Source organism: Actinoplanes sp. NPDC023714, assembly GCF_040639855.1.
In the GTDB taxonomy this organism is placed as follows: Bacteria; Actinomycetota; Actinomycetes; order Mycobacteriales; family Micromonosporaceae; genus Actinoplanes.
This window is the reverse complement of sequence record NZ_JBFAAR010000001.1, coordinates 1,140,887-1,159,797: the sequence shown is the minus strand read 5'-3', so window position 1 is coordinate 1,159,797 and position 18,911 is coordinate 1,140,887. Positions and strand designations below refer to the sequence as shown.

15 protein-coding genes are annotated in these 18,911 nt (G+C 70.2%); 8 read left to right on the top strand and 7 right to left on the bottom strand.

Translation table 11 applies throughout. The annotated features are described in order from the left end of the window. Positions 1-54: 54 nt before the first annotated feature. A complete protein-coding gene (locus AB0G10_RS05460) occupies positions 55-882 on the bottom strand; it encodes a methyltransferase domain-containing protein (RefSeq protein WP_360916857.1) in 828 nt (275 codons plus the stop codon). Between the two features lie 220 nt (positions 883-1,102). Here AB0G10_RS05460 and AB0G10_RS05455 point away from each other — a divergent pair, with 220 nt between their 5' ends. Further along, on the top strand, positions 1,103-2,122 hold the full coding sequence (locus AB0G10_RS05455) for a Gfo/Idh/MocA family oxidoreductase (protein ID WP_360916854.1): 1,020 nt from the start codon (positions 1,103-1,105) through the stop codon (positions 2,120-2,122). Positions 2,123-2,366: 244 nt separating this feature from the next. Here the strand turns inward: AB0G10_RS05455 and AB0G10_RS05450 are convergent, their stop codons facing one another. From AB0G10_RS05450 to AB0G10_RS05430, 5 genes are all read right to left on the bottom strand, one after another. Next, positions 2,367-3,509 (bottom strand): amidohydrolase, encoded by a 1,143-nt coding sequence (locus tag AB0G10_RS05450; RefSeq protein WP_360916851.1) that lies wholly within the window; start codon positions 3,507-3,509, stop codon positions 2,367-2,369. Between the two features lie 362 nt (positions 3,510-3,871). Beyond that, positions 3,872-5,089 carry a kynureninase gene (kynU, locus tag AB0G10_RS05445; protein WP_360917966.1) on the bottom strand — a complete coding sequence of 406 codons (1,218 nt, stop codon included), beginning with the start codon at positions 5,087-5,089 and terminating at the stop codon, positions 3,872-3,874. After that, positions 5,089-5,940, bottom strand: a complete 852-nt coding sequence (kynA, locus tag AB0G10_RS05440) for a tryptophan 2,3-dioxygenase (protein WP_360916848.1) — start codon at positions 5,938-5,940, stop codon at positions 5,089-5,091. The genes kynU and kynA overlap by 1 nt, the downstream gene beginning before the upstream one ends. A gap of 11 nt (positions 5,941-5,951) precedes the next feature. Continuing rightward, positions 5,952-6,353, bottom strand: coding sequence for a YchJ family metal-binding protein (locus AB0G10_RS05435; protein WP_360916846.1), 402 nt, complete (start codon positions 6,351-6,353; stop codon positions 5,952-5,954). 135 nt (positions 6,354-6,488) lie between these two features. Continuing rightward, a complete protein-coding gene (locus tag AB0G10_RS05430; protein WP_360916843.1) occupies positions 6,489-7,001 on the bottom strand; it encodes a methyl-accepting chemotaxis protein in 513 nt (170 codons plus the stop codon). A 102-nt stretch (positions 7,002-7,103) separates the two neighbouring features. Between AB0G10_RS05430 and AB0G10_RS05425 the strand changes: the two genes are divergently transcribed. Further along, positions 7,104-8,315 carry a DUF6596 domain-containing protein gene (locus AB0G10_RS05425; RefSeq protein ID WP_360916840.1) on the top strand — a complete coding sequence of 404 codons (1,212 nt, stop codon included), beginning with the start codon at positions 7,104-7,106 and terminating at the stop codon, positions 8,313-8,315. A gap of 144 nt (positions 8,316-8,459) precedes the next feature. Here AB0G10_RS05425 and AB0G10_RS05420 read toward each other — a convergent pair whose 3' ends face one another. Then, positions 8,460-8,813 carry a YciI family protein gene (locus tag AB0G10_RS05420; RefSeq protein ID WP_360916838.1) on the bottom strand — a complete coding sequence of 118 codons (354 nt, stop codon included), beginning with the start codon at positions 8,811-8,813 and terminating at the stop codon, positions 8,460-8,462. 168 nt (positions 8,814-8,981) lie between these two features. Here AB0G10_RS05420 and AB0G10_RS05415 point away from each other — a divergent pair, with 168 nt between their 5' ends. The 6 genes from AB0G10_RS05415 to AB0G10_RS05390 all read left to right on the top strand — a co-directional run bounded on the left by AB0G10_RS05415 (position 8,982) and on the right by AB0G10_RS05390 (position 18,511). After that, positions 8,982-9,977, top strand: a complete 996-nt coding sequence (locus tag AB0G10_RS05415) for a LacI family DNA-binding transcriptional regulator (protein WP_360916835.1) — start codon at positions 8,982-8,984, stop codon at positions 9,975-9,977. 254 nt (positions 9,978-10,231) lie between these two features. Beyond that, positions 10,232-11,611, top strand: coding sequence for an extracellular solute-binding protein (locus AB0G10_RS05410; RefSeq protein WP_360916832.1), 1,380 nt, complete (start codon positions 10,232-10,234; stop codon positions 11,609-11,611). Between the two features lie 54 nt (positions 11,612-11,665). After that, positions 11,666-12,604 (top strand): sugar ABC transporter permease, encoded by a 939-nt coding sequence (locus tag AB0G10_RS05405; protein ID WP_360916829.1) that lies wholly within the window; start codon positions 11,666-11,668, stop codon positions 12,602-12,604. Further along, positions 12,601-13,473 (top strand): carbohydrate ABC transporter permease, encoded by an 873-nt coding sequence (locus AB0G10_RS05400; protein WP_360916826.1) that lies wholly within the window; start codon positions 12,601-12,603, stop codon positions 13,471-13,473. The genes AB0G10_RS05405 and AB0G10_RS05400 overlap by 4 nt, the downstream gene beginning before the upstream one ends. A gap of 78 nt (positions 13,474-13,551) precedes the next feature. Further along, positions 13,552-15,126 carry a glycoside hydrolase family 13 protein gene (locus tag AB0G10_RS05395; protein WP_360916823.1) on the top strand — a complete coding sequence of 525 codons (1,575 nt, stop codon included), beginning with the start codon at positions 13,552-13,554 and terminating at the stop codon, positions 15,124-15,126. 88 nt (positions 15,127-15,214) lie between these two features. After that, positions 15,215-18,511, top strand: a complete 3,297-nt coding sequence (locus AB0G10_RS05390) for a CARDB domain-containing protein (protein ID WP_360916820.1) — start codon at positions 15,215-15,217, stop codon at positions 18,509-18,511. The last annotated feature ends 400 nt before the right edge of the window (positions 18,512-18,911 follow it).

The following is an 18,911-nucleotide window of genomic DNA, read 5'->3' as shown; positions in this document are numbered from 1 at the left end:
TTCGGCGGCTTTTGTTCTCTGGCGGCTTTTGTTCTCGCGGCGGTGCCGGCCTTCTCAGGCCGGCACCGTTCCGGTGACCACCCAAATCGTCAGGACGGCCAGGAACGTCCCGCTCGCGCCGGCCGCGTCGACGCAGGCGAGCCACTCGTCGCGCAGGCCGGGCGGGGTCTGCCAGGACTCCTCCGGCACTCGCGGGTTGACCATCGGCAGCACCACGGCGGCCGACTCCGGGCTGCTGAACACGCAGGTCACCGGCGTCGCGGTGATGTCGGTGAGCCCGTTCGCGACAAGCCGGCGCCGGAGCGTGCGGCCCATGTCGTGCTGCTTCGGCGTGAAGTGCCCGCGCACGTGGGCCATCACCACCTCGCCCAGCCCGGCCGGCATCCCGTCGAACGCAAGCGACGACCAGTCGGTGTCGACGAGGCAGATCCGGCCGCCGGGGCGGGTCACCCGGATCAGCTCGCCGATCGCCCGGTCGGCGCTGTCCACGTGTTGCAGGACCCGCTCGCACCACACGCCGTCGAAGCTCGACGACGGCAGGTCGAGCCGGCCGACGTCGCCGGTCACGTAGCGCACGTTGCTGCCGTCGTGCCGCGCGATCGCGGCCGCCGTGATCGACGCCGAGTGGTCGAGGGCGACCACCTCGCCGGACGGCGACACCGTGGCGGCGAGCCGGCGGCTCACGTCACCGGCGCCGGAGCCCGCGTCGAGGAGCCGCTGACCGGGCCGCGGGCACAGCGCCTCGAAGGCGGCACGGCGAACCCGCCGGATCTCGGGATGCCGTCCCATTTCGGTCAGGGCATCCAGCACCATCGCGGACATCGGGGCCGGCAAGCCGTCGATGTCGGCGAACGGGGTCCGTTCCTTCTGCGCGGGTTCCATGGGAAAGATTGAACATGCACGCGTTGGCCGTAGGGCGTGGTCGTCATCCATCCGACAGGCACGGTACCTGCCGTTTCGCTAGATCGACGTCGTTGTGTGCGCGATCCGCACACCGGGCGGCCCGGGGTTGCGATACACCCTGAGTGATGGGGCGTGCATCACACGTCACGACGAAGATCATGTGCAACAGGACGGCAATGGATATGAAAAACTTCCGGACATGATCGAGCGGGTTAAGTTCGGGCTGGTCGGTTACGGCACCGGCGGCCGGGTGTTCCACGCGCCTCTGATCGCCTCAGCGGCGAACATCGACTTCGTCGGCGTGGTCACCACCTCGGAGGAGCGCCGGGTCCAGGTGGCGGAGCAACTGCCGGGCGTGGCCGCGTACGACAGCATCGCCGCGCTGGCCGCCGACGGCGTCCAGGCCGTGGCCATCTCCACCCCGGCGTCGACGCACGCCGCGCTGGCCGCCGAGGCGATCGCGGCCGGCCTGGCCGTGGTCGTCGACAAGCCGTTCGCGCTCGACGCGGCGGCCGCCCGCAAGGTGGTGACGACCGCCGAGGAGGCGGGCGTGCTGCTCACCGTCTACCAGAACCGCCGCTGGGACTCCGACTTCCTGACGATCCGCAAGCTGATCGAGGACGGCCGGCTCGGCGAGATCCGCCGCTTCGAGTCCCGCATGGAGCGCTGGGCGCCGGACCGCGAACCGCCCGCCGCCGGCGGTGGCACGCTTCTCGACTTCGGCTCGCACCTGGTCGACCAGGCGCTGCAGCTGCACGGCCCGGCCGTCCGGGTGCACGCCGAGATGCGCGGCGAGCCCCTCGACGACGACTTCTTCGTGGCGCTGCACCACGCCAGCGGCGTCGAGTCGCACCTGTGGGGCAGCTGGCGCCAGGCCGGCCCGGGCCCGCGCTTCCGGGTCACCGGCAGCGCCGGCACCTACATCTCCCCCGACCTCGATTACCAGGAGACCCTGCTGAAGGCCGGTAAGTCCCCGGCCAAGCTGGGCGACCGCTGGGGCGTCGAGCCGGAGCACCGCTGGGGCCACCTCTTCCGCGGCGCGACCGGCGCCCCGGTGGAGAGCTGCCGCGGACGCTGGGACACCTTCTACCCGGCCGTCGCCGACGCGGTCCTCGGCAACGGCCCGCTGCCGGTCGACCCGTGGGACTCGGTCCGGGCCATGGAGATCCTCGACGCCGCCCGCCGGAGCGCCACCGAGGGCATCTCCGTCGTCCTCTGACGCCGCGGCCGCCGGCCCTCCTCTCCGCGATCTTGGACGATCGACCACCGAATTCGGTGGCCGACCGTCCAAGATCCGCCGAAGGGTGGCGAATCGTCCAAGATCCGCGTAGGGCGGGGAGCGATCGTCCAAGATCCGCGTGGGGCGGGGGCGATCGTCCAAAATCCGCGCGGGTCGGGGGCGATGGTCCAAGATCTGCGTGGACTGGGGGACGATCGTCCAAGATCTGGTGGAGGGTGGCGGGTCAGCGGGGGCGCGTGGTGTCGTCGATGACGCGCGCCGCCGTCAGGGACTCGGCGAACGCCTCCGGCGAGAGGTCCAGCCCGTCCGGCACCCACGACAGCTCGGTGCTGTCCTTTTCGGTCATGGCGGTGAGGACGGCGTCCGGGGCGAGGCCCGCCTCAAGCAGCGAACGGATCTCCCGGGCGTTGATGCCGGCCGGCAGTGGCCCGTTGCCGAGGTCGGTGCCGTAGCGGACGCTCCCCCCGTACGCGATGAAGCGCCGCAGGTTGGCGACGGCGATCTCGCGCGCGGGGTCCGGATCTCCCCAGCCGTGGATGTCGAGGGTGCTGATCCACCGCATGCGCGCGGCGCAGGCCCGCACGAGCGCGTCGTCGAGCGGCTCTGTCCAGGGCGTATGCGCCAGCGACCCGACTCCGGCGGCGAGCGCGGCGGCCACCGTCCCGGGCCCTTCGGCGTGCATGACGACCTCGAGCCCGGACGCGCGGGCCGCCGCGACGAGCGCCGTCAGCGTGTCCTGAGGCAGCAGCGGCCCGCCGGTATGAGCGGTCACCTTGATCAGCGAAGCGCCCTGCGACCACGCCTCGGCCACGGCAACACCCGCGTCGGCCGCCGACGAGATCTCCCGCCAGCTGCCGGCGGGCGCCCACGAACGGTCGCTCGGATAGCCGCCCGGAGCGATCAGAAACGGTCCGGCATATCGGATCCGCGGCAGGCGCCCCTCGGTGCCGCTCGCGAGATCGCCGGCGGCCGCTCCGGGGCCCGAGCCGCCATCCGCACCGCCGGCCCCGCGACCGGCACCACCGGCCCCACGACCGGCACCACCGGCACCGCCGGCCCCGCGACCGGCGCCGGCGGCCTGGCGCTCGGCTCGTTCCGCGAGGTCGCGGACCTGCGCGGGCACGCCCCCGAGATCCCACACGGCCGCGATGCCGCCGGCCCGGACCTCGGCCAGGTCGACGAGCGCCGAGTGCACGTGCGCGTCGACGAGGCCGGGCAGCAGCGTCCCGGGGAAGCGGCGGGTGCCGGCGAGAGGGGCGAGCTCGGCCGGCACGGGCTTGACCGTCCCGTTCTCGGCGATCCGCAGCGCCACGCCCTTGCGTACCCGCCCTCCCCACCAGATCGAGTCGGCGACGAGCCAGCGCACCCGCGGAGTTCCGTCGTCCGCGCAGTCGCCGCGCAGGGCCGAGGCGGCGCACCCGCCGCCCGAGGCCCCACCACAGCAGAGCTCCCGCCCGGCCCCCGCACCACCAGCCGCCGCCGAAGCGCCGGCCGAGCCGCCCGCCGCCGCGGGGCCAGCCGCCGCCGAGCCGCCCGCTGCCGCAGGAAAACCAGCCGCCGCCGCAGAACTAGCCGCCGCCACAGAGCCGCCCGCCGCCGCAGGAGAACCAGCCGCCGCAGAGCCAGCCGCTGCAGAGCCGGCCGCCGCAGAGCCAGCCGCTGCAGAGCCGGCCGCCGCAGAACCAGCCGCCGCAGAACCAGCCGCTGCAGAGCCGGCCGCCGCGGACGTCATCGCTGCTTCTCCAGCAGGTCGCGGAGCACCGTCAACCCCCGATAGACCTCGACAAAACTGGTGCTCAGCGGCGCCGGCCCGATCCGCAGCCCATCCGGCCGCCGATAGTCGGGGATCACCCCGCTGTCCCACAGCGGCTCCAGGAACTGCTCGAACCCCGGCCGCCGCAGCGTCACATGGCCGCCGCGCCGCTCCGGGTCGCGTGGGCTCACCACCTCGACGCCGAAGGGCGCCAGCAGCGTGTCCGCCAACTCCAGCACATAGCCGGTGAGCAGCAGAGACTTGTCGCGGACCGCGGTGATGCCGGCCTCGGCGAGCATGTCGAGGTTGGCGTGCAGCGGCACCATCGCGAGGATCGGCGGGGTGCCGCTGAGCAGCGCGCGGATGCCCGGCGCCGGCTCGTGGCCGTGCCCCATCTCGAAGGACGCCCGGTGCCCCATCCACCCCTGGATCGGCTGCCGCAGCGAATCCTGCAGCTCGCGCCGCAGATAGGCGAAGGCCGGGGCGCCCGGTCCGCCGTTGAGGTACTTGTACGTGCACCCGACCGCCAGGTCGACACCCCACTCGTCCAGCGAGATCGGCACCGACCCGGCCGAATGGCACAGATCCCACATGGTCAGCGCGCCGGCGGAGTGGGCGATCCGGTTGATCGAAGGGATGTCCGCCAGCCAGCCCGACCGGTAGGCCACGTGGCTGAACAGCACGAGTGCCGTGCGCTCGTCCACGACAGCGGAGACCTGCGAGGGGTGGATCCCGGTGACCGGATCCGTCGTGATCCAGACGAGTTCGAGGCCCCGCTCGGCGGCGATGCCCTCCAGGACGTACCGATCGGTCGGGAAGTTGTCGGTGTCGAGCACGACCCGGTTGCGGCCGGGCCGGGCGTCGACGGCGGCCCGCGCCAGCTTGTAGATCAGCACCGTGGTGGAGTCGGCGATCACGGTCTGCCCGGCGGCCGCGCCGAGGGCCACCGCGCCGAGCCGGTCGCCGAGGGTGAGCGGCCAGTCCAGCCAGCCGTCGGTCCAGCCGCGGATCAGCCGGCCGCCCCACTGCTCCCGGATGAACGAGTCCATCAGCCGGGCGGTCGCCTCCAGGGGCCGGCCCAGCGAGTTCCCGTCGAGGTAGGAGAGCAGGTCGGAGTCGGGCGCGGTCAGGAACCGGTCACGGAAGGCGGCGAGCGGGTCGGCCGCGTCCAGGGCCTCGGCACGGGCGAGCATCAACGAGGGACTCCAATTTCGGTACGGACGGCGTAGAGCTCCGGGAAGAATGTCAAATCGAGGGCGGCCTTCAGGAACGAGACCCCGCTCGAACCTCCCGTGCCCCGTTTGAAGCCGATCGTCCGTTCCACCGTCTTGAGGTGCCGGAAACGCCAGAGCTGGAAGTTCTCCTCCAGGTCGACGAGTTCCTCGCACGCCTCGTACACATCCCAGTTCTGCTCGGCGTTCTCGTAGATCTGCTGGAAGACCGGGAGCAGCGACGGCTGGTAGTCCCAGGGCTCGGTGACGTCGCGCTGGAGCACCTCCACCGGTACGTCGTGGCCGCGTCGCGCCAGGAAGTGCAGGAACTCGTCGTAGACCGACGGCGTGGCGAGCGCGTCCTCCAGCAGCGCCCGCGCGGCCGGCTGCTCGTCGAAGATCGACAGCATCCGGCGGTCCTTGTTGCCGAGCAGGAACTCGATGGCCCGGTACTGGTAGGACTGGAAGCCCGAGGAGGTGCCGAGGAAGCTGCGGAACTCGGCGTACTCGCTCGGGGTCAGCGTCGCCAGCACCGACCACTGCTCGGTCAGCGTGCGCTGGATGTGCTTGACCCGGGCCAGGCCCTTGAGCGCCGGCCGCAGCTCGTCCTTGGCGAGGTGCCGCTGCACCGCCTGCAGCTCGTGGATCACCAGCTTGAGCCAGAGCTCGGACGTCTGGTGCTGGAGGATGAAGAGCAGCTCGTCGTGGTGCTCCGGCCGGCTGACCGGGTGCTGCGCGCCGAGGATCTCGTCGAGGTGCAGGTACTCCCCGTACGAAAGGTTGACCTTGAAGTCGCGGACGATCCCGTCCTCGAGCGGCCGCTGAGCCGACATCTCACACACTCCTATAGCGGTAGGGGACCCCAGTAGACCCACTGTCCCTCGTACCGCACGAACCGGCTCAGCTCTTCCATGACGCCGGGCCGGCCGCCTTCGCGGTAGTGCGCCCGGAACCGCACGGTGCCCTCGGCGTCGAACACGCCTCCGCCCGCGGTGTCGAGCACTTCGAGGCGTACCCATGTGAGGCCTGGCTCGTCGGCGAGGTCTGCCTCATGCCCGGGACGCGTCTCCGGGTGCCAGGTGCGGTGGACGTGGTCGGTGCGCCCCAGCGCATACGCGCTGAAGCGCGAGCGCATGAGAGCTTCCGGGTCCGCCGCCGGCTTCCCGTCATGGAGAGGACCACAACAGCTCGGGTACGGGGAACCGCTGCCGCACGGGCACACGGAGGAGGGACGCCGCTTGACCATGCAGCCATTCTCCCGGATCGAAGATCCGCCTCGAAGCCCGCGCCTCGAAGCCCGCGCCTCGAAGCCCGCGCCTCGAAGCCCGCGCCTCGAAGCCCGCGCCTTGTAGGGAGGCGCTGGAGAGAGCAGATGCCTGAATCAGCCAGCTTGTTGCTCCACCACGATGCCGGAAATGACCTTCTGGCAGCGGTCGAGCTCCTCGATGAGGCCCTGCATCTCCTCGATCGCCGACACCGCGTTCTGGGTGTCCGACCGGATGCCGCCGACCTGCGTACCGATCTCGCTCGTGGCCGTGGCGGTCTCGTTCGCCAGGTCCTTGACCTCGCTCGCCACGACGGCGAAGCCGCGGCCCGCCTCGCCGGCCCGGGCCGCCTCGATGGTCGCGTTCAGTGCCAGCAGGTTGGTCTGTTTCGCGATCGTGGCGATCAGCTGCACCACCTTGCCGATCTCGGTGCTGCTCGCCTCGAGCCGCTGGATCACCTGCACCGCGGTCTCGGCCGCGCGGACCGCCGCCTGGGTGGCCGTCGCCATGTCGTTGCTGACGTTGGCGAGCCGGTGCACCGAGTCCCGTTGCCGGTCCGACGCCCCCGCCGACCAGTCGTCCTGCACCCCGCCGGAGGACCAGCTGTCGTTCTGCTGCCAGTCGGACATGTGGTGGCGGCCCCTTTCTACCGTTCGCCTCAAAACATGTCATCCCGCCCACGGTCCGCGAGGGGTTTTCCCCGATCCGGCCTCACCGAGCACACTGTCCGGATGGGCGACGCCGGGATGATCCTCGATCGGGTGTGGCGCACCGACGCCGCCGGCATGCTCGCCGTCCTGGCCCGCCGCCTCGACGACTTCGACCGGGCCGAGGAGTCGCTCCAGGAGGCGGTCGCCGAGGCGCTGCGGCGCTGGCCCGAGGAGGGCGTGCCCGGCAATCCGCCCGGCTGGCTGGTGACGACCGCCTGGCGCAAGGCCCTCGACCGGCTCCGCCGGGAGGCGAGCGGCCGGCAGAAACTCGCCGAGCTGGCCGTCCTGGAACAGGCCTCGCCGCCGGGGACGCCCACCGGCGACGACCGGCTGGCGATGATCTTCGCGTGCTGCCATCCGGCCCTGCCGGAGAGCTCGCGCATCGCGCTCACCCTGCACGCGGCCTCCGGCCTGACGGCGGAGACCATCGCGGCGGCGTTCCTTCTGCCGAAGGCCACGGCCGCCCAGCGATTGGTCCGGGCCCGGCGACATTTGCGGGATCATCGGGTACGGGTGGAAGCGCCGTCCCCGGAGGAATACCCGGACCGGCTGCCCTCCGTGCTCCGGGTGATCTACCTGCTCTACAACGAGGGCTACCTCAGCGCCGGGGCCACCGCGGAGCGCCGCGAACTGGCCCGCGAGGCGCTCGACCTGGCCCGCCAGCTGACCGCCCTGATGCCCGGCGAACCGGAGACGGCCGGGCTGGCCGCGCTGCTGGAGCTGAACGAGGCCCGGGCCGCGGCCCGCTTCGACGACGCCGGCCGGCTCGTGCTGCTCGAGGACCAGGACCGGTCGCGCTGGGACACCGCCCTGATCACCGCGGCGATCCGGCGGCTGGCCCGGGCGGCCGGCGCCGACCGTCCCGGGCCCTACCAGCTGGAGGCGGCGATCGCGGCCCAGCACGCGATGGCCCCCGCGTACGAGCACACCGACTGGGTCACCGTCCGCAAGCTCTACGACCTGCTGGCGGGAGCGCGGCCCACCCCCGTCGTGCTGCTCGGCCGCGCCGTGGCGACCGGTTTCACGCAGGGCCCGGCCGAAGCGCTCGCCGAGGTGGACGGCCTGGCCGACCGGCTCGGCGACTACCGCCTCTGGCACGCCACCCGTGCCGACCTGCTGCGCCGGCTGGGCCGCACCCCGGAGGCCGCCGAGGCGACGAGGCGGGCGCTCGCGCTGGCCACCAACCCGGCCGAGCGCGAACTCCTCACCCGCCGCCTCAACGAACTGCTGTGACGGTTATCCACAGTCAGCCTTCGTCCACAGACCCCCGAGAGAAGATCGCCCCCGAAGGCCACACTGGCCGACGGGGGCTTCCCCCGGGAGGGTGGGCCAGGTTTGGGCCGGGTTTGGGCCAGGTTTGGGCCGGCCTCGCGAAACTCAGCGCTCCAGCAACGGCCTCACCTCGACCTTGTCGCCGACGGCGGCGATCCCCGGCCATCCCGCGGCCACCGCGACCGCCTCGTCGATGTCGTCCGCCTCCAGCATGATGAAACCGCCGACGACCTCCTTCAGCTCCAGGTACGGCCCGTCGGTGACCTCGGGCGTGCCGTCCCGGCCCGGGCCCACCGTCTTCGCGGTGCTGGTGGGCTGGAGCTCGGCGCCGCCTTCGAGGATCTTCCCGGCTTCGAACCAGCGGGTCCACCAGGCTCCGACCTCGTCCATCAGTCCTTCCGGCACCTTCGGCTCCTGCCAGTTCGACTCGTCACCGGTGAGGATCATGACGTAGCGCACGGTTCGGTTCCCTTCTCGCAGCCGATGTCGTACCTCCCTGACGAACGGGGGCCGCGGGAATCGACAGGCACGCCTCATGGAACCGTGTCGAAAATCATGACAAGAGGATCGATCTCGAAGCGCTTCCGCCTGTTCATTTCTTGCAAGAATCTGACGTAGGATTCCGTGGTGACCAAACGTCTCGCCGAGGTGGCGAAGAAGGCCGGGGTCAGTGAGGCGACCGTCAGCCGGGTCCTCAACGGGCGCAGCGGCGTCTCCGAGGCGACCCGCACGTCGGTGCTCACCGCCCTCGACGTTCTCGGCTACGAGCGGCCCACCAAACTCCGCGGCGAGCGCGCCCGCCTGGTCGGCCTCGTGTTGCCCGAGCTGCAGAACCCGATCTTCCCGGCCCTGGCCGAGGTGGTCACCGGCTCGCTCGCCCAGCGCGGCTTCACCCCGGCGCTCTGCGCTCGCACGATCGGCGGCGTCCCGGAGTCGGACTACGTCGAGATGCTCCTCGACCATCAGGTGTCCGGCGTCATCTTCGCCGGCGGCTCGTACGCGCTGACCGACGCCTCGCACGAGCACTACCGCCGCCTCACCGACCGGGGCCTGCCGGTGGTCCTGGTCAACGCGGGCGTCGACGAGCTCGGCTTCCCCCGGGTCTCCACCGACGACGCGGTCGCGGTCGAGCAGGCCTACGGCCACCTGCGCTCGCTCGGCCACGAGCGGATCGGCATGGTGCTCGGGCCGGAGGGGCACGTGCCGTCCGGCCGCAAGCTCGCCGCGATGATCCAGGTGGCGGGCGACGAACCGGCGTCGGTCGAGCGGTCCAGCTTCTCCATGGAGGGGGCCCGGGTCGCCGCGACCAAGCTCGTCGAGCGGGGCGTCACCGGCATCATCTGCGCGAGCGACGTGCTGGCGCTCGGCGCGATCCGGGCGGCCCGCCGGCTCGGTAAGGCGGTGCCGGCCGACGTCTCGGTGGTCGGCTTCGACGACTCGGCGTTCATGACCTGCACCGACCCGCCGCTGACCACGGTGCGCCAGCCGATCGAGACGATGGGCCAGGCCGCCGTGGACATCCTGGTGAGCCAGATCGAGGAGGCCCGGGTGCTCAGCGACGAGCTGCTCTTCGAGCCGGAGCTCGTGGTCCGCGGATCCACCGGACCGGCCCCGGCTCCCTAGCGACCGGCCCACCACGGCGTCAGGCCGTCGACCGCTTCCCGCGGTCGGCGGCCTTTTTTCGTACCCAATAAGGCTCTTGAAGTGGGTCCTAACCCCCTCAAAGAGGGCGCAATCCCGATCCTGTCGCAATCTGCCGTTACAAAGTCGATTCTTTGCAAGGCGCGATCGAAACCTTGCCGAAATAAGTGGGCGTCGTTACAGTGACTGCACTCACAGCAAACAGCGATCGCCGTGCATATAGAAGGGATGGACAGATGTCCGTACCGAAGTACCGGAAGGTCGCGGCCGCAGCGCTCGTGGCCGGATTGGGCCTCAGCCTGACGGCCTGCTCCACGAAGAGCGACGACGACGGGCAGGAGGCCGGCGGCAAGGTCACCATCACGGTCGACTGCCAGCCAGTCGGCGCCCAGAAGGAGCTTCTGGCGAACTGGAACGCGGACGTCGCGGCGTTCCAGAACGAGAACCCCGACATCACCATCAAGAGCGTCAGCGTCGGCGAGCAGTGCAACAACCCGCCGGACTTCACGGCCCGCCTGGCCGGCGGCACCATGACCGACGTCTTCTACGGCTACATGACCGACCTCCAGCAGGTGCTGGACTCCGGCCAGGCCCTGGACATCACGCAGTACGCGACCGCCCAGAACATCCCGACCTGGGACAGCGTCGACCCGGCGCTCAAGGAGGTCTTCACCGACGGCGGCAAGCTCTACGCCGTCCCGGTGAAGAACTACTCGATGGGCCTCGTCTACAACAAGGCGCTCTTCGCGAAGGCCGGCCTGGACGCCGCCAACCCGCCGAAGACCTGGCCCGAGGTCCGCGAGGCGGCCAAGAAGATCTCCGCGCTGGGTGACGGCATCGCCGGATACTCGGAGTACAGCGCCGGCAACACCGGCGGCTGGCACTTCACCTCGCTGATCTACTCGCAGGGCGGCACGGTCCTGAGCGAGGACGGCAAGGCCGCGGCCTTCAACAGCCCCGAGGGCAAGCAGGTCCTGCAGAATCTCAAGGACATGCGCTACGGCGACAACAGCATGGGCAGCCGGCAGCTGCTCCAGTGGGGCGACCTGCTGACCAACGCCGGCGCCGGCAAGGTCGGCATGTTCATCGGCGCGCCGGACACCACCCAGGCGATCGTCAGCCAGTTCCAGGGGAAGTACGAGGACTGGGCGATGGCCCCGCTGCCCGGCCAGGCCGGGAAGGCGTTGGGCACGCTCGGCGGCGGCGAGGGCTACTTCTTCAAGAAGGACCTCTCCCCCGAGCAGGTCGAGGCCGGTCTCAAGTGGATCGCCTACCAGAAGCTCACGCCGGGCAAGGGCCAGCTCGACTACGCCCGGGCGAAGCCGCAGAACTACCCGGTGGGCCTGCCCCAGCCGCTGCTCTTCGCGAACGGCACCGAGGCGCAGAAGCAGGAGCTCGACCTGCGCAAGGCGAACGCCAACGTCGACACGGCGAACTTCGCGCTCTTCGAGGCCACCCCGGTCCCGATCAAGGGGGAGCCGAAGAACGCCCAGGCGATCTACGCGGTGCTCGACTCGGCGATGTCCGGTGTCCTGACCGACCCGGACGCGAACATCGACAATCTGCTCAAGACCGCCGAGGAGAAGGTCAACCAGCTGCTGGCCGCTGGTAGCTGACCGTCATGGGTGCGGGGGCCCGGCCCCCGCACCCTTTCGATCTAGGAGTTCCCCTTGGCGATCCTCACTGCCCCCGCGCCGTCCCCGAGCACCGCCGCGCCACCGGCGTCGGCCCGGCGCAGCCGCAAGATCCGGGACAACCTCACCGGTCACGCCTTCCTGATCGGCGCGGTCCTCTGCTTCGCCCTCTTCATGTGGTACCCGATGATCCGCGGCGTCGTGATGAGCTTCCAGCGCACGCGGCGCGGCGAGACCACCTGGGTGGGCTGGGACAACTACACCCGGATCATCGCCGACCCGAGCTTCTGGACCGCGTGGAAGAACACCTTCTACTTCACGGCCCTCGCGCTCGTCCTCGGCTTCGTGGTCCCGTTCCTCGTGGCGATCCTGCTCAACGAGTTCCGCCACGCCAAGGGCTACCTGCGGGTCCTGGTCTACCTGCCGGTGATGCTTCCCCCGGCCTCGGCCCTCTTCCTTTTCAAGTTCTATGCGTACGACCCCAGCGAGGCGGGACTGTTCAACGCCATCCTCGCGGGGCTCGGCCTGCCCACCTCGGAGTGGATGCAGTCGCCGACCATGACGATGCCGGCCATGGTGATCGCGTCGACCTGGATGAACATGGGCGGCGCGGTGCTGATCTACCTGGCCGCGCTGCAGAACATCCCGGGCGAGCTCTACGAGGCCGCCGAGCTGGACGGCGCCGGGATCGCCAAGCGCATCTGGCACGTCACGATCCCGCAGACCCGGCTGATCCTGGCACTGCTCGCGATGCTCCAGATCGTCGCCACCATGCAGCTCTTCATCGAGCCGCTGATCCTCGCGAACGGCGCCGGCACGCAGGACTCGGCCACCTCGGTCGCCTACCTCATCTACCAGCACGGCTTCTTCCAGAACGACCTCAACGGGGCCGCCGCCCTCGGCGTGATCATGCTGGTGGTCCTGGCCGCGTTCTCCGCCGTCTACGTCCGGCTCAGCACCAAGGAGAACTCATGAGCCGCACCCTGATCTCCCAGGCGCAGCTGCAGCGCGGCCGCGGCCGGGTCCTCTACTGGACCCTGCTCGCGATCGTCGTGACGGTCTTCACCCTGGTCTTCATCGGGCCGCTCTACTGGATGGTCACCGGCGCGCTGAAGAGCGGCCAGGAGATCGCCCAGACGCCGCCGACGATCTGGCCGCAGGACCCGCAGACGCAGAACTACGTCGACGCCTGGAACAACCTGGCCCTCGGCAAGCTGCTCTTCAACACCTTCTACTACGCGGCCGGCGCGGTCCTGTTCCAGCTCGTGTTCGACACGGCGGCGGCCTACTCGCTGTCGAAGCTGCGGCCGGTCTTCGGCAACGCGATCCTCGGCCTCATGCTGGCGACCCTGATGATCCCGGCGATGGTGCTGATCGTCCCGCAGTACGTCACCGTGATCGACCTGCCGATCCTGCACATCAACCTGCTGGACTCGCCGTTCTCGATCTGGCTGCCGCTGGTGGCGAACGCGTTCAACATCTTCCTGCTCAAGCGGTTCTTCGACTCGATCCCGGAGGACCTCATGGCGGCCGCCCAGGTGGACGGCGCGACACCGCTGCGCACGCTCTGGTCGATCATCCTGCCGATGTCCCGGCCGATCCTCGGCGTGGTCGCGATCTTCGGGGTAACCGCGGTCTGGAAGGACTTCCTCTGGCCGAAGCTGGTGATGCCGTCGCCGGAGACCCGCACGGTCAGCGTCGGCATCTACGCCTTCGCCGGCGGCACCCCGATGAACGTGGTCATCGCCGCCTCGGTCATCGCCGCGATCCCGACGGTGATCATCTTCCTGATCTTCCAGCGCAACATCATGGCCGGCCTGACGACGGGCAGCCTCAAGGGCTGAGCCCGCTCGCCGACGAGGTGGACGACGACGTCCGCCAGGACAACCACGCCCAAGAACGTACGCAGAAAGCAGGTGCTCGTGTCCGCAAAAGATGCCCCCGGGTGGTGGAAGAGCGCGGTCATCTACCAGGTCTACCCGCGCAGCTTCGCCGACTCGGACGGGGACGGCGTCGGCGACATCGGTGGCATCCGCGCCCGCCTCGGGCACCTGCGCGACCTCGGGGTCGACGCCATCTGGATGAGCCCCTGGTACCCGTCGCCGATGGCCGACGCCGGCTACGACGTCGCCGACTTCCGCGACATCGACCCGGTGTTCGGGTCGCTCGCCGAGGCGGAGGCGCTGATCGAGGAGGCGCACGCCGCCGGCATCCGCATGATCGTCGACATCGTCCCGAACCACATCTCCAGCGAGCACCCGTGGTTCCAGGCGGCGCTGGCGTCACCGTCCGCGAAGGAGCGGGACTATTTCTGGTTCCGCCCCGGAAAAGACGGAAAAATGCCGACGAACTGGACCGGGGAGTTCGGCGGCACCACCTGGACGCAGGCCCCCGACGGTGACTGGTACCTGCACCTGTTCACCCCGGAGCAGCCCGACCTCAACTGGGAGCACCCGGTCGTCCGCGAGGAGTTCGAGAACATCCTCCGGTTCTGGTTCGACAGGGGCGTCGACGGCATCCGGATCGACTCGGCGGCGCTGCTCTTCAAGGATGCCGCGCTGCCCGAGGTGACCGAGGGCGAGCCGCACCCGTTCCACGACCTCGACGCGGTGCACGACGTCTACCGTGCATGGCGGCGGGTCGCCGACGAGTACGAGGGCCGGGCCCTGATCGGCGAGGTCTGGATGCCGGAGGTGGACCGCTTCACCAACTATCTGCGGCCCGACGAGCTGCACGCCGCGTTCAACTTCGACTTCCTCGGCTGCGCCTGGGACCCGGCGCTCATGCGGGCCTGCATCGACCGGACCCTCGAGGCGCACGCCGCGGTCGGCGCGCCGCCCACCTGGGTGCTCTCCAACCACGACGTCACCCGGCACGTCACCCGGTACGGCCGCGCCGACACCACGTTCAGCTTCGACAACAACCTCGACGGCACCCCCGTCGACCTGGAGCTCGGCACCCGCCGGGCCCGGGCCGCGGCCCTGCTGTCGCTCTCGCTGCCCGGCTCGGCCTACGTCTACCAGGGCGAGGAGCTGGGCCTCTGGGAGAACGAGGGGATCCCGGCCGAGGCCATCCAGGACCCGATGTACGCCCGGCGCGGCCACACCCGCGACGGATGCCGGGTGCCGCTGCCGTGGTCGGCCGACGAGCCGCCGTTCGGCTTCACCGCGGGCGAGCCGTGGCTGCCGCAGCCCGCCGAGTGGAAGGACCGGACCGTTCAGGCGCAGACCGGCGACCCGAGCTCGATGCTGGAGCTCTACCGGTCGGCGATGCGCGCCCGCCGCGCCGAACCGGGCCTGCACCAGCCGGCCATGACCTGGCTCCCGCTCGGCGACGACGTCCTCGCATACACCCGCGGGCCGGACTTCGCCTGCGTGCTCAACCTCTCCGGCACCCCGATCGCGCTGCCCTCGGAGGCGACCCCGCTGCTGGTCAGCGGCCCCCTCGAGGACGGCGGTCTCCTCCCCCCGGACACCGCCGCCTGGCTGCGCTTCTAGAAGTCGTCCGGGCCGCCCTCGGTTCCACCGCCGCGGGCGGCCCGGCGCGGAACACCCCCGTCCCCGTTTCAGAGAGGCGCTCCCCAAGATGTCTCGACTACGACGAAGGCTCATCGCGGCCACGGCGGCGGCCACTGTCGTCGCCGCCCTGGTCCACGCGCCGGCGGCATCGGCCGCCGGGCCCAACCTCGCCGCCGGCAAGACCTTCACGGCCAGCAGCACCTCCGACGTCTACGGCGCCGGCAACGCCGGTGACTCCAACGCCAACACCTACTGGGAGAGCGCGAACAACGCCTTCCCGCAGTGGCTGCAGGTCGACCTCGGCACCGCCGCCGACGTCAACCAGGCCGTCCTCAAGCTGCCGCCGGCGACCGCGTGGGCGACCCGCACGCAGACGCTGAGCATCTCCGGCAGCACCAACGGCTCGTCGTTCAGCACCCTCAAGGCGAGCGCCGGCTACGTCTTCAACCCGTCCTCGGCGAACACCGTGACCGTCGACCTCGCCACGGCGAACGTCCGCTACCTGCGGCTCACCTTCACCGGCAACACCGGCTGGCCCGCCGGGCAGCTCTCCGAGCTGGAGGTCTACGGGCCCACCGGCGGCGGCAACCCCGATCCCGAGCCGCCGACCGGCACGAACCTCGCGGCGAAGAAGCCGATCGAGGCGTCCTCGACGGTGCACACGTTCGTGGCGACCAACGCCAACGACGAGGACACCAACACCTACTGGGAGGGCGGCGCGTACCCGGCGACGCTCACCACGAAGCTCGGCGCGAACGCCGCACTGACCTCGGTCGTGGTGAAGCTCAACCCGAGCAGCGCGTGGGGCACGAGGACGCAGACCTTCGCCGTCCTCGGCCGGGAGCAGTCGGCCACCTCCTTCACGACGGTGAAGGCGAGCGCCACGTACACATTCAATCCCTCCTCGGCGAACACCGTGACCATCCCGGTCAGCGCGACCGTCGCCGACCTGCGGCTCTCCTTCACCGGAAACTCCGGAGCACCGAGCGGGCAGGTCGCCGAGGTGCAGGCCTACGGCTCCTGGGCGCCCAACCCGGACCTGACCATCGCCTCGACCGGCTTCACGCCGGCCGCGCCGGTCGAGACCAGCGCGATCACGGTGTCGGCCACGGTGCGGAACGCGGGATCGGCCGCGTCGGGCGCCAGCAACGTCAACTTCTATCTGGGTACGGCGAAAGCGGGCACCGTGGCCGTGCCGGCCCTCGCCGCCGGCGCGTCCACGACGGTGTCGGTGAGCATCGGGTCCCGCGACGCCGGCAGCTACCAGTTGTCCGCCAAGGTCGACGAGGCGAACACGGTCCTCGAGACCAACGAGGCGAACAACTCCCTCACCCACCCCTCGGCGCTCGTCGTCACCCCGGTGAGCAGCTCCGACCTGGTCGCCTCGGCGGTCGGCTGGTCCCCGGCCACCCCGGCGGCCGGCAGCACGGTCACGTTCTCGGTGACGCTGAAGAACCAGGGCTCGGCGGCCTCGGCCGGCGGCGCGCACAACATCACGCTGACCGTGCTGAACGGCTCGACCGTGGTCCGCACCCTGACCGGGTCGTGGACCGGCACGCTCGCGGCGGGCGCCTCCTCGCCCGCCGTCAACCTGGGCACCTGGACCGCCGCGAACGGCCGCTACACGGTCCGGACCGTGATCGCGAACGACGGCAACGAACTGCCGGTCAAGCAGGCGAACAACACCAGCGAGAAGCCGTTCTTCGTGGGGCGCGGCGCGAACATGCCGTTCGACTTCTACGAGGCCGAGGACGGCCAGACCGGCGGCGGCGCCGCGATCGTCGGCCCGAACCGCACCGTCGGCGATCTCGCCGGTGAGGCGTCCGGCCGCCGCGCCGTGACGCTGAACCAGACCGGCGCGTACGTGCAGTGGACCACCCGGGCCGCCACGAACACCGTGGTGGCGCGATTCTCCATCCCGGACGGCACGAACAGCTCGGTCAACGTGTACGTGAACGGCGCGCTCAACAGGACGCTGCCGCTCACCTCCCGTTTCGCATGGCTGTACGGCAACGAGGCCAGCCCGCAGAACTCCGGGACCGGGCCGCGGCACATCTACGACGAGGCGAACATCATGCTGACCGGCTCGTTCCCGGCGGGCAGCACGATCAAGCTGCAGAAGGATGCCGCCAACTCGGGTCCGATCGCGATCGACTTCATCAACACCGAGCAGGTGGCGCCGATCGCAAATCCGGATTCTTCGCGATATGTCGTGCCGAATGGCTTCGATCAGCAGGCGGTGCAGAACGCGCTGGACGTCGCCCGTCAGGACTCGTCCAAGATCGGCGTCTACCTGCCGGCCGGCGACTATCAGACGTCCAACAAGTTCCAGGTCTACGGCAAGGCCTTGCGGGTTGTCGGCGCCGGGCCCTGGTACACCCGGTTCCACACCCCGTCCACCCAGAGCGAGACCGACGCCGGCTTCCGGGCCGACGCCACCGCCAACGGCTCGACGTTCGCGAACTTCGCGTTCTTCGGCAACTACACGATCCGTATCGACGGCCCCGGCAAGGTCTTCGACTTCGCCAACGTCGCCGACATCACGATCGACAACATCTGGGCCGAGCACGTGGTCTGCCTCTACTGGGGCGCCAACACCGACCGCATGAAGATCACGAACTCGCGGATCCGGAACACCTTCGCCGACGGCGTCAACATGACCAACGGCAGCACCGGCAACCTGGTCGACAACAACGAGGCCCGGGCCACCGGCGACGACAGCTTCGCGCTCTTCTCGGCGATCGACGCGGGCGGCGCCGACGAGATCGACAACGTCTACTCGAACCTCACGTCGATTCTGACCTGGCGCGCGGCCGGCATCGCGGTCTACGGCGGCTACGCCAACACGTTCAAGAACATCTACATCGCGGACACCCTGGTCTACTCGGGCATCACGATCAGCTCGCTCGACTTCGGCTACCCGATGAACGGTTTCGGCGCCTCGCCGCCGACCGTGTTCGACAACATCTCGATCGTCCGGGCCGGCGGCCACTTCTGGGGCAACCAGGTCTTCCCGGCGATCTGGCTGTTCAGCGCGTCGAAGGCGTTCCAGGGCATCCGGGTCAGCAACGTCGACATCGTCGACCCGACCTACTCCGGGATCATGTTCCAGACGAACTACGTGGGTGGCCAGCCGCAGAACATCATCAAGGACACCGTCTTCACCAACGTCACCATCACCGGGGCGAAGAAGAGCGGTGATGCGTACGACGCCAAGTCCGGCTACGGCATCTGGGCCAACCCGATGCCGGAGGCGGGTCAGGGCCCGGCCGTGGGTTCGGCGACGTTCACCAACCTCCAGATGAGCGGCAACTACCGAGACATCGAAAACCCGACCACAACCTTCACCATCACCCGCAACTAGCCGGTTCCCCGCACCCAGCCCCGCGCCCCGCCCGCCCCGCACCCAGGCCCCGCCCCGCTCCTCCCGCGATCTTGTGACTTCCCGCAGCCCCGTTCCCGCAGGAATCAACAAGATCGCGGGAGGAACCGCACCAGAAGCTCTCCGCCGCCCACGCTCCCGCAATCTTGTGAAACGCCACAGCACCGTTCCTGTGCCAATCAACAAGATCGCGCAAGGAGACGCGGGAGAAGCCGTCACACGCCCACCCCTCCCCGCGATCTTGTGACTTCCCGCAGGACCGTTCCTGTCGAAATCAACAAGATCGCGCGAGATCGCTGGAGGATTCGCCAGGCGCCCGCCCTCCCCCGCAATCTTGTGAAACGCCGCAGCACCGTTCCTGTGCCAATCAACAAGATCGCGG

What these genes read in the sequence shown, in the direction of transcription:
- AB0G10_RS05460 (WP_360916857.1), bottom strand. Translation starts at nt 882, where the DNA reads ATGGAACCCGCGCAGAAGGAACGGACCCCGTTCGCCGACATCGACGGC.
- AB0G10_RS05455 (WP_360916854.1), top strand. Translation starts at nt 1,103, where the DNA reads ATGATCGAGCGGGTTAAGTTCGGGCTGGTCGGTTACGGCACCGGCGGC.
- kynU (WP_360917966.1), bottom strand. Translation starts at nt 5,089, where the DNA reads ATGCTCGCCCGTGCCGAGGCCCTGGACGCGGCCGACCCGCTCGCCGCC.
- kynA (WP_360916848.1), bottom strand. Translation starts at nt 5,940, where the DNA reads ATGTCGGCTCAGCGGCCGCTCGAGGACGGGATCGTCCGCGACTTCAAG.
- AB0G10_RS05435 (WP_360916846.1), bottom strand. Translation starts at nt 6,353, where the DNA reads ATGGTCAAGCGGCGTCCCTCCTCCGTGTGCCCGTGCGGCAGCGGTTCC.
- AB0G10_RS05430 (WP_360916843.1), bottom strand. Translation starts at nt 7,001, where the DNA reads ATGTCCGACTGGCAGCAGAACGACAGCTGGTCCTCCGGCGGGGTGCAG.
- AB0G10_RS05425 (WP_360916840.1), top strand. Translation starts at nt 7,104, where the DNA reads ATGGGCGACGCCGGGATGATCCTCGATCGGGTGTGGCGCACCGACGCC.
- AB0G10_RS05410 (WP_360916832.1), top strand. Translation starts at nt 10,232, where the DNA reads ATGTCCGTACCGAAGTACCGGAAGGTCGCGGCCGCAGCGCTCGTGGCC.
- AB0G10_RS05400 (WP_360916826.1), top strand. Translation starts at nt 12,601, where the DNA reads ATGAGCCGCACCCTGATCTCCCAGGCGCAGCTGCAGCGCGGCCGCGGC.
- AB0G10_RS05390 (WP_360916820.1), top strand. Translation starts at nt 15,215, where the DNA reads ATGTCTCGACTACGACGAAGGCTCATCGCGGCCACGGCGGCGGCCACT.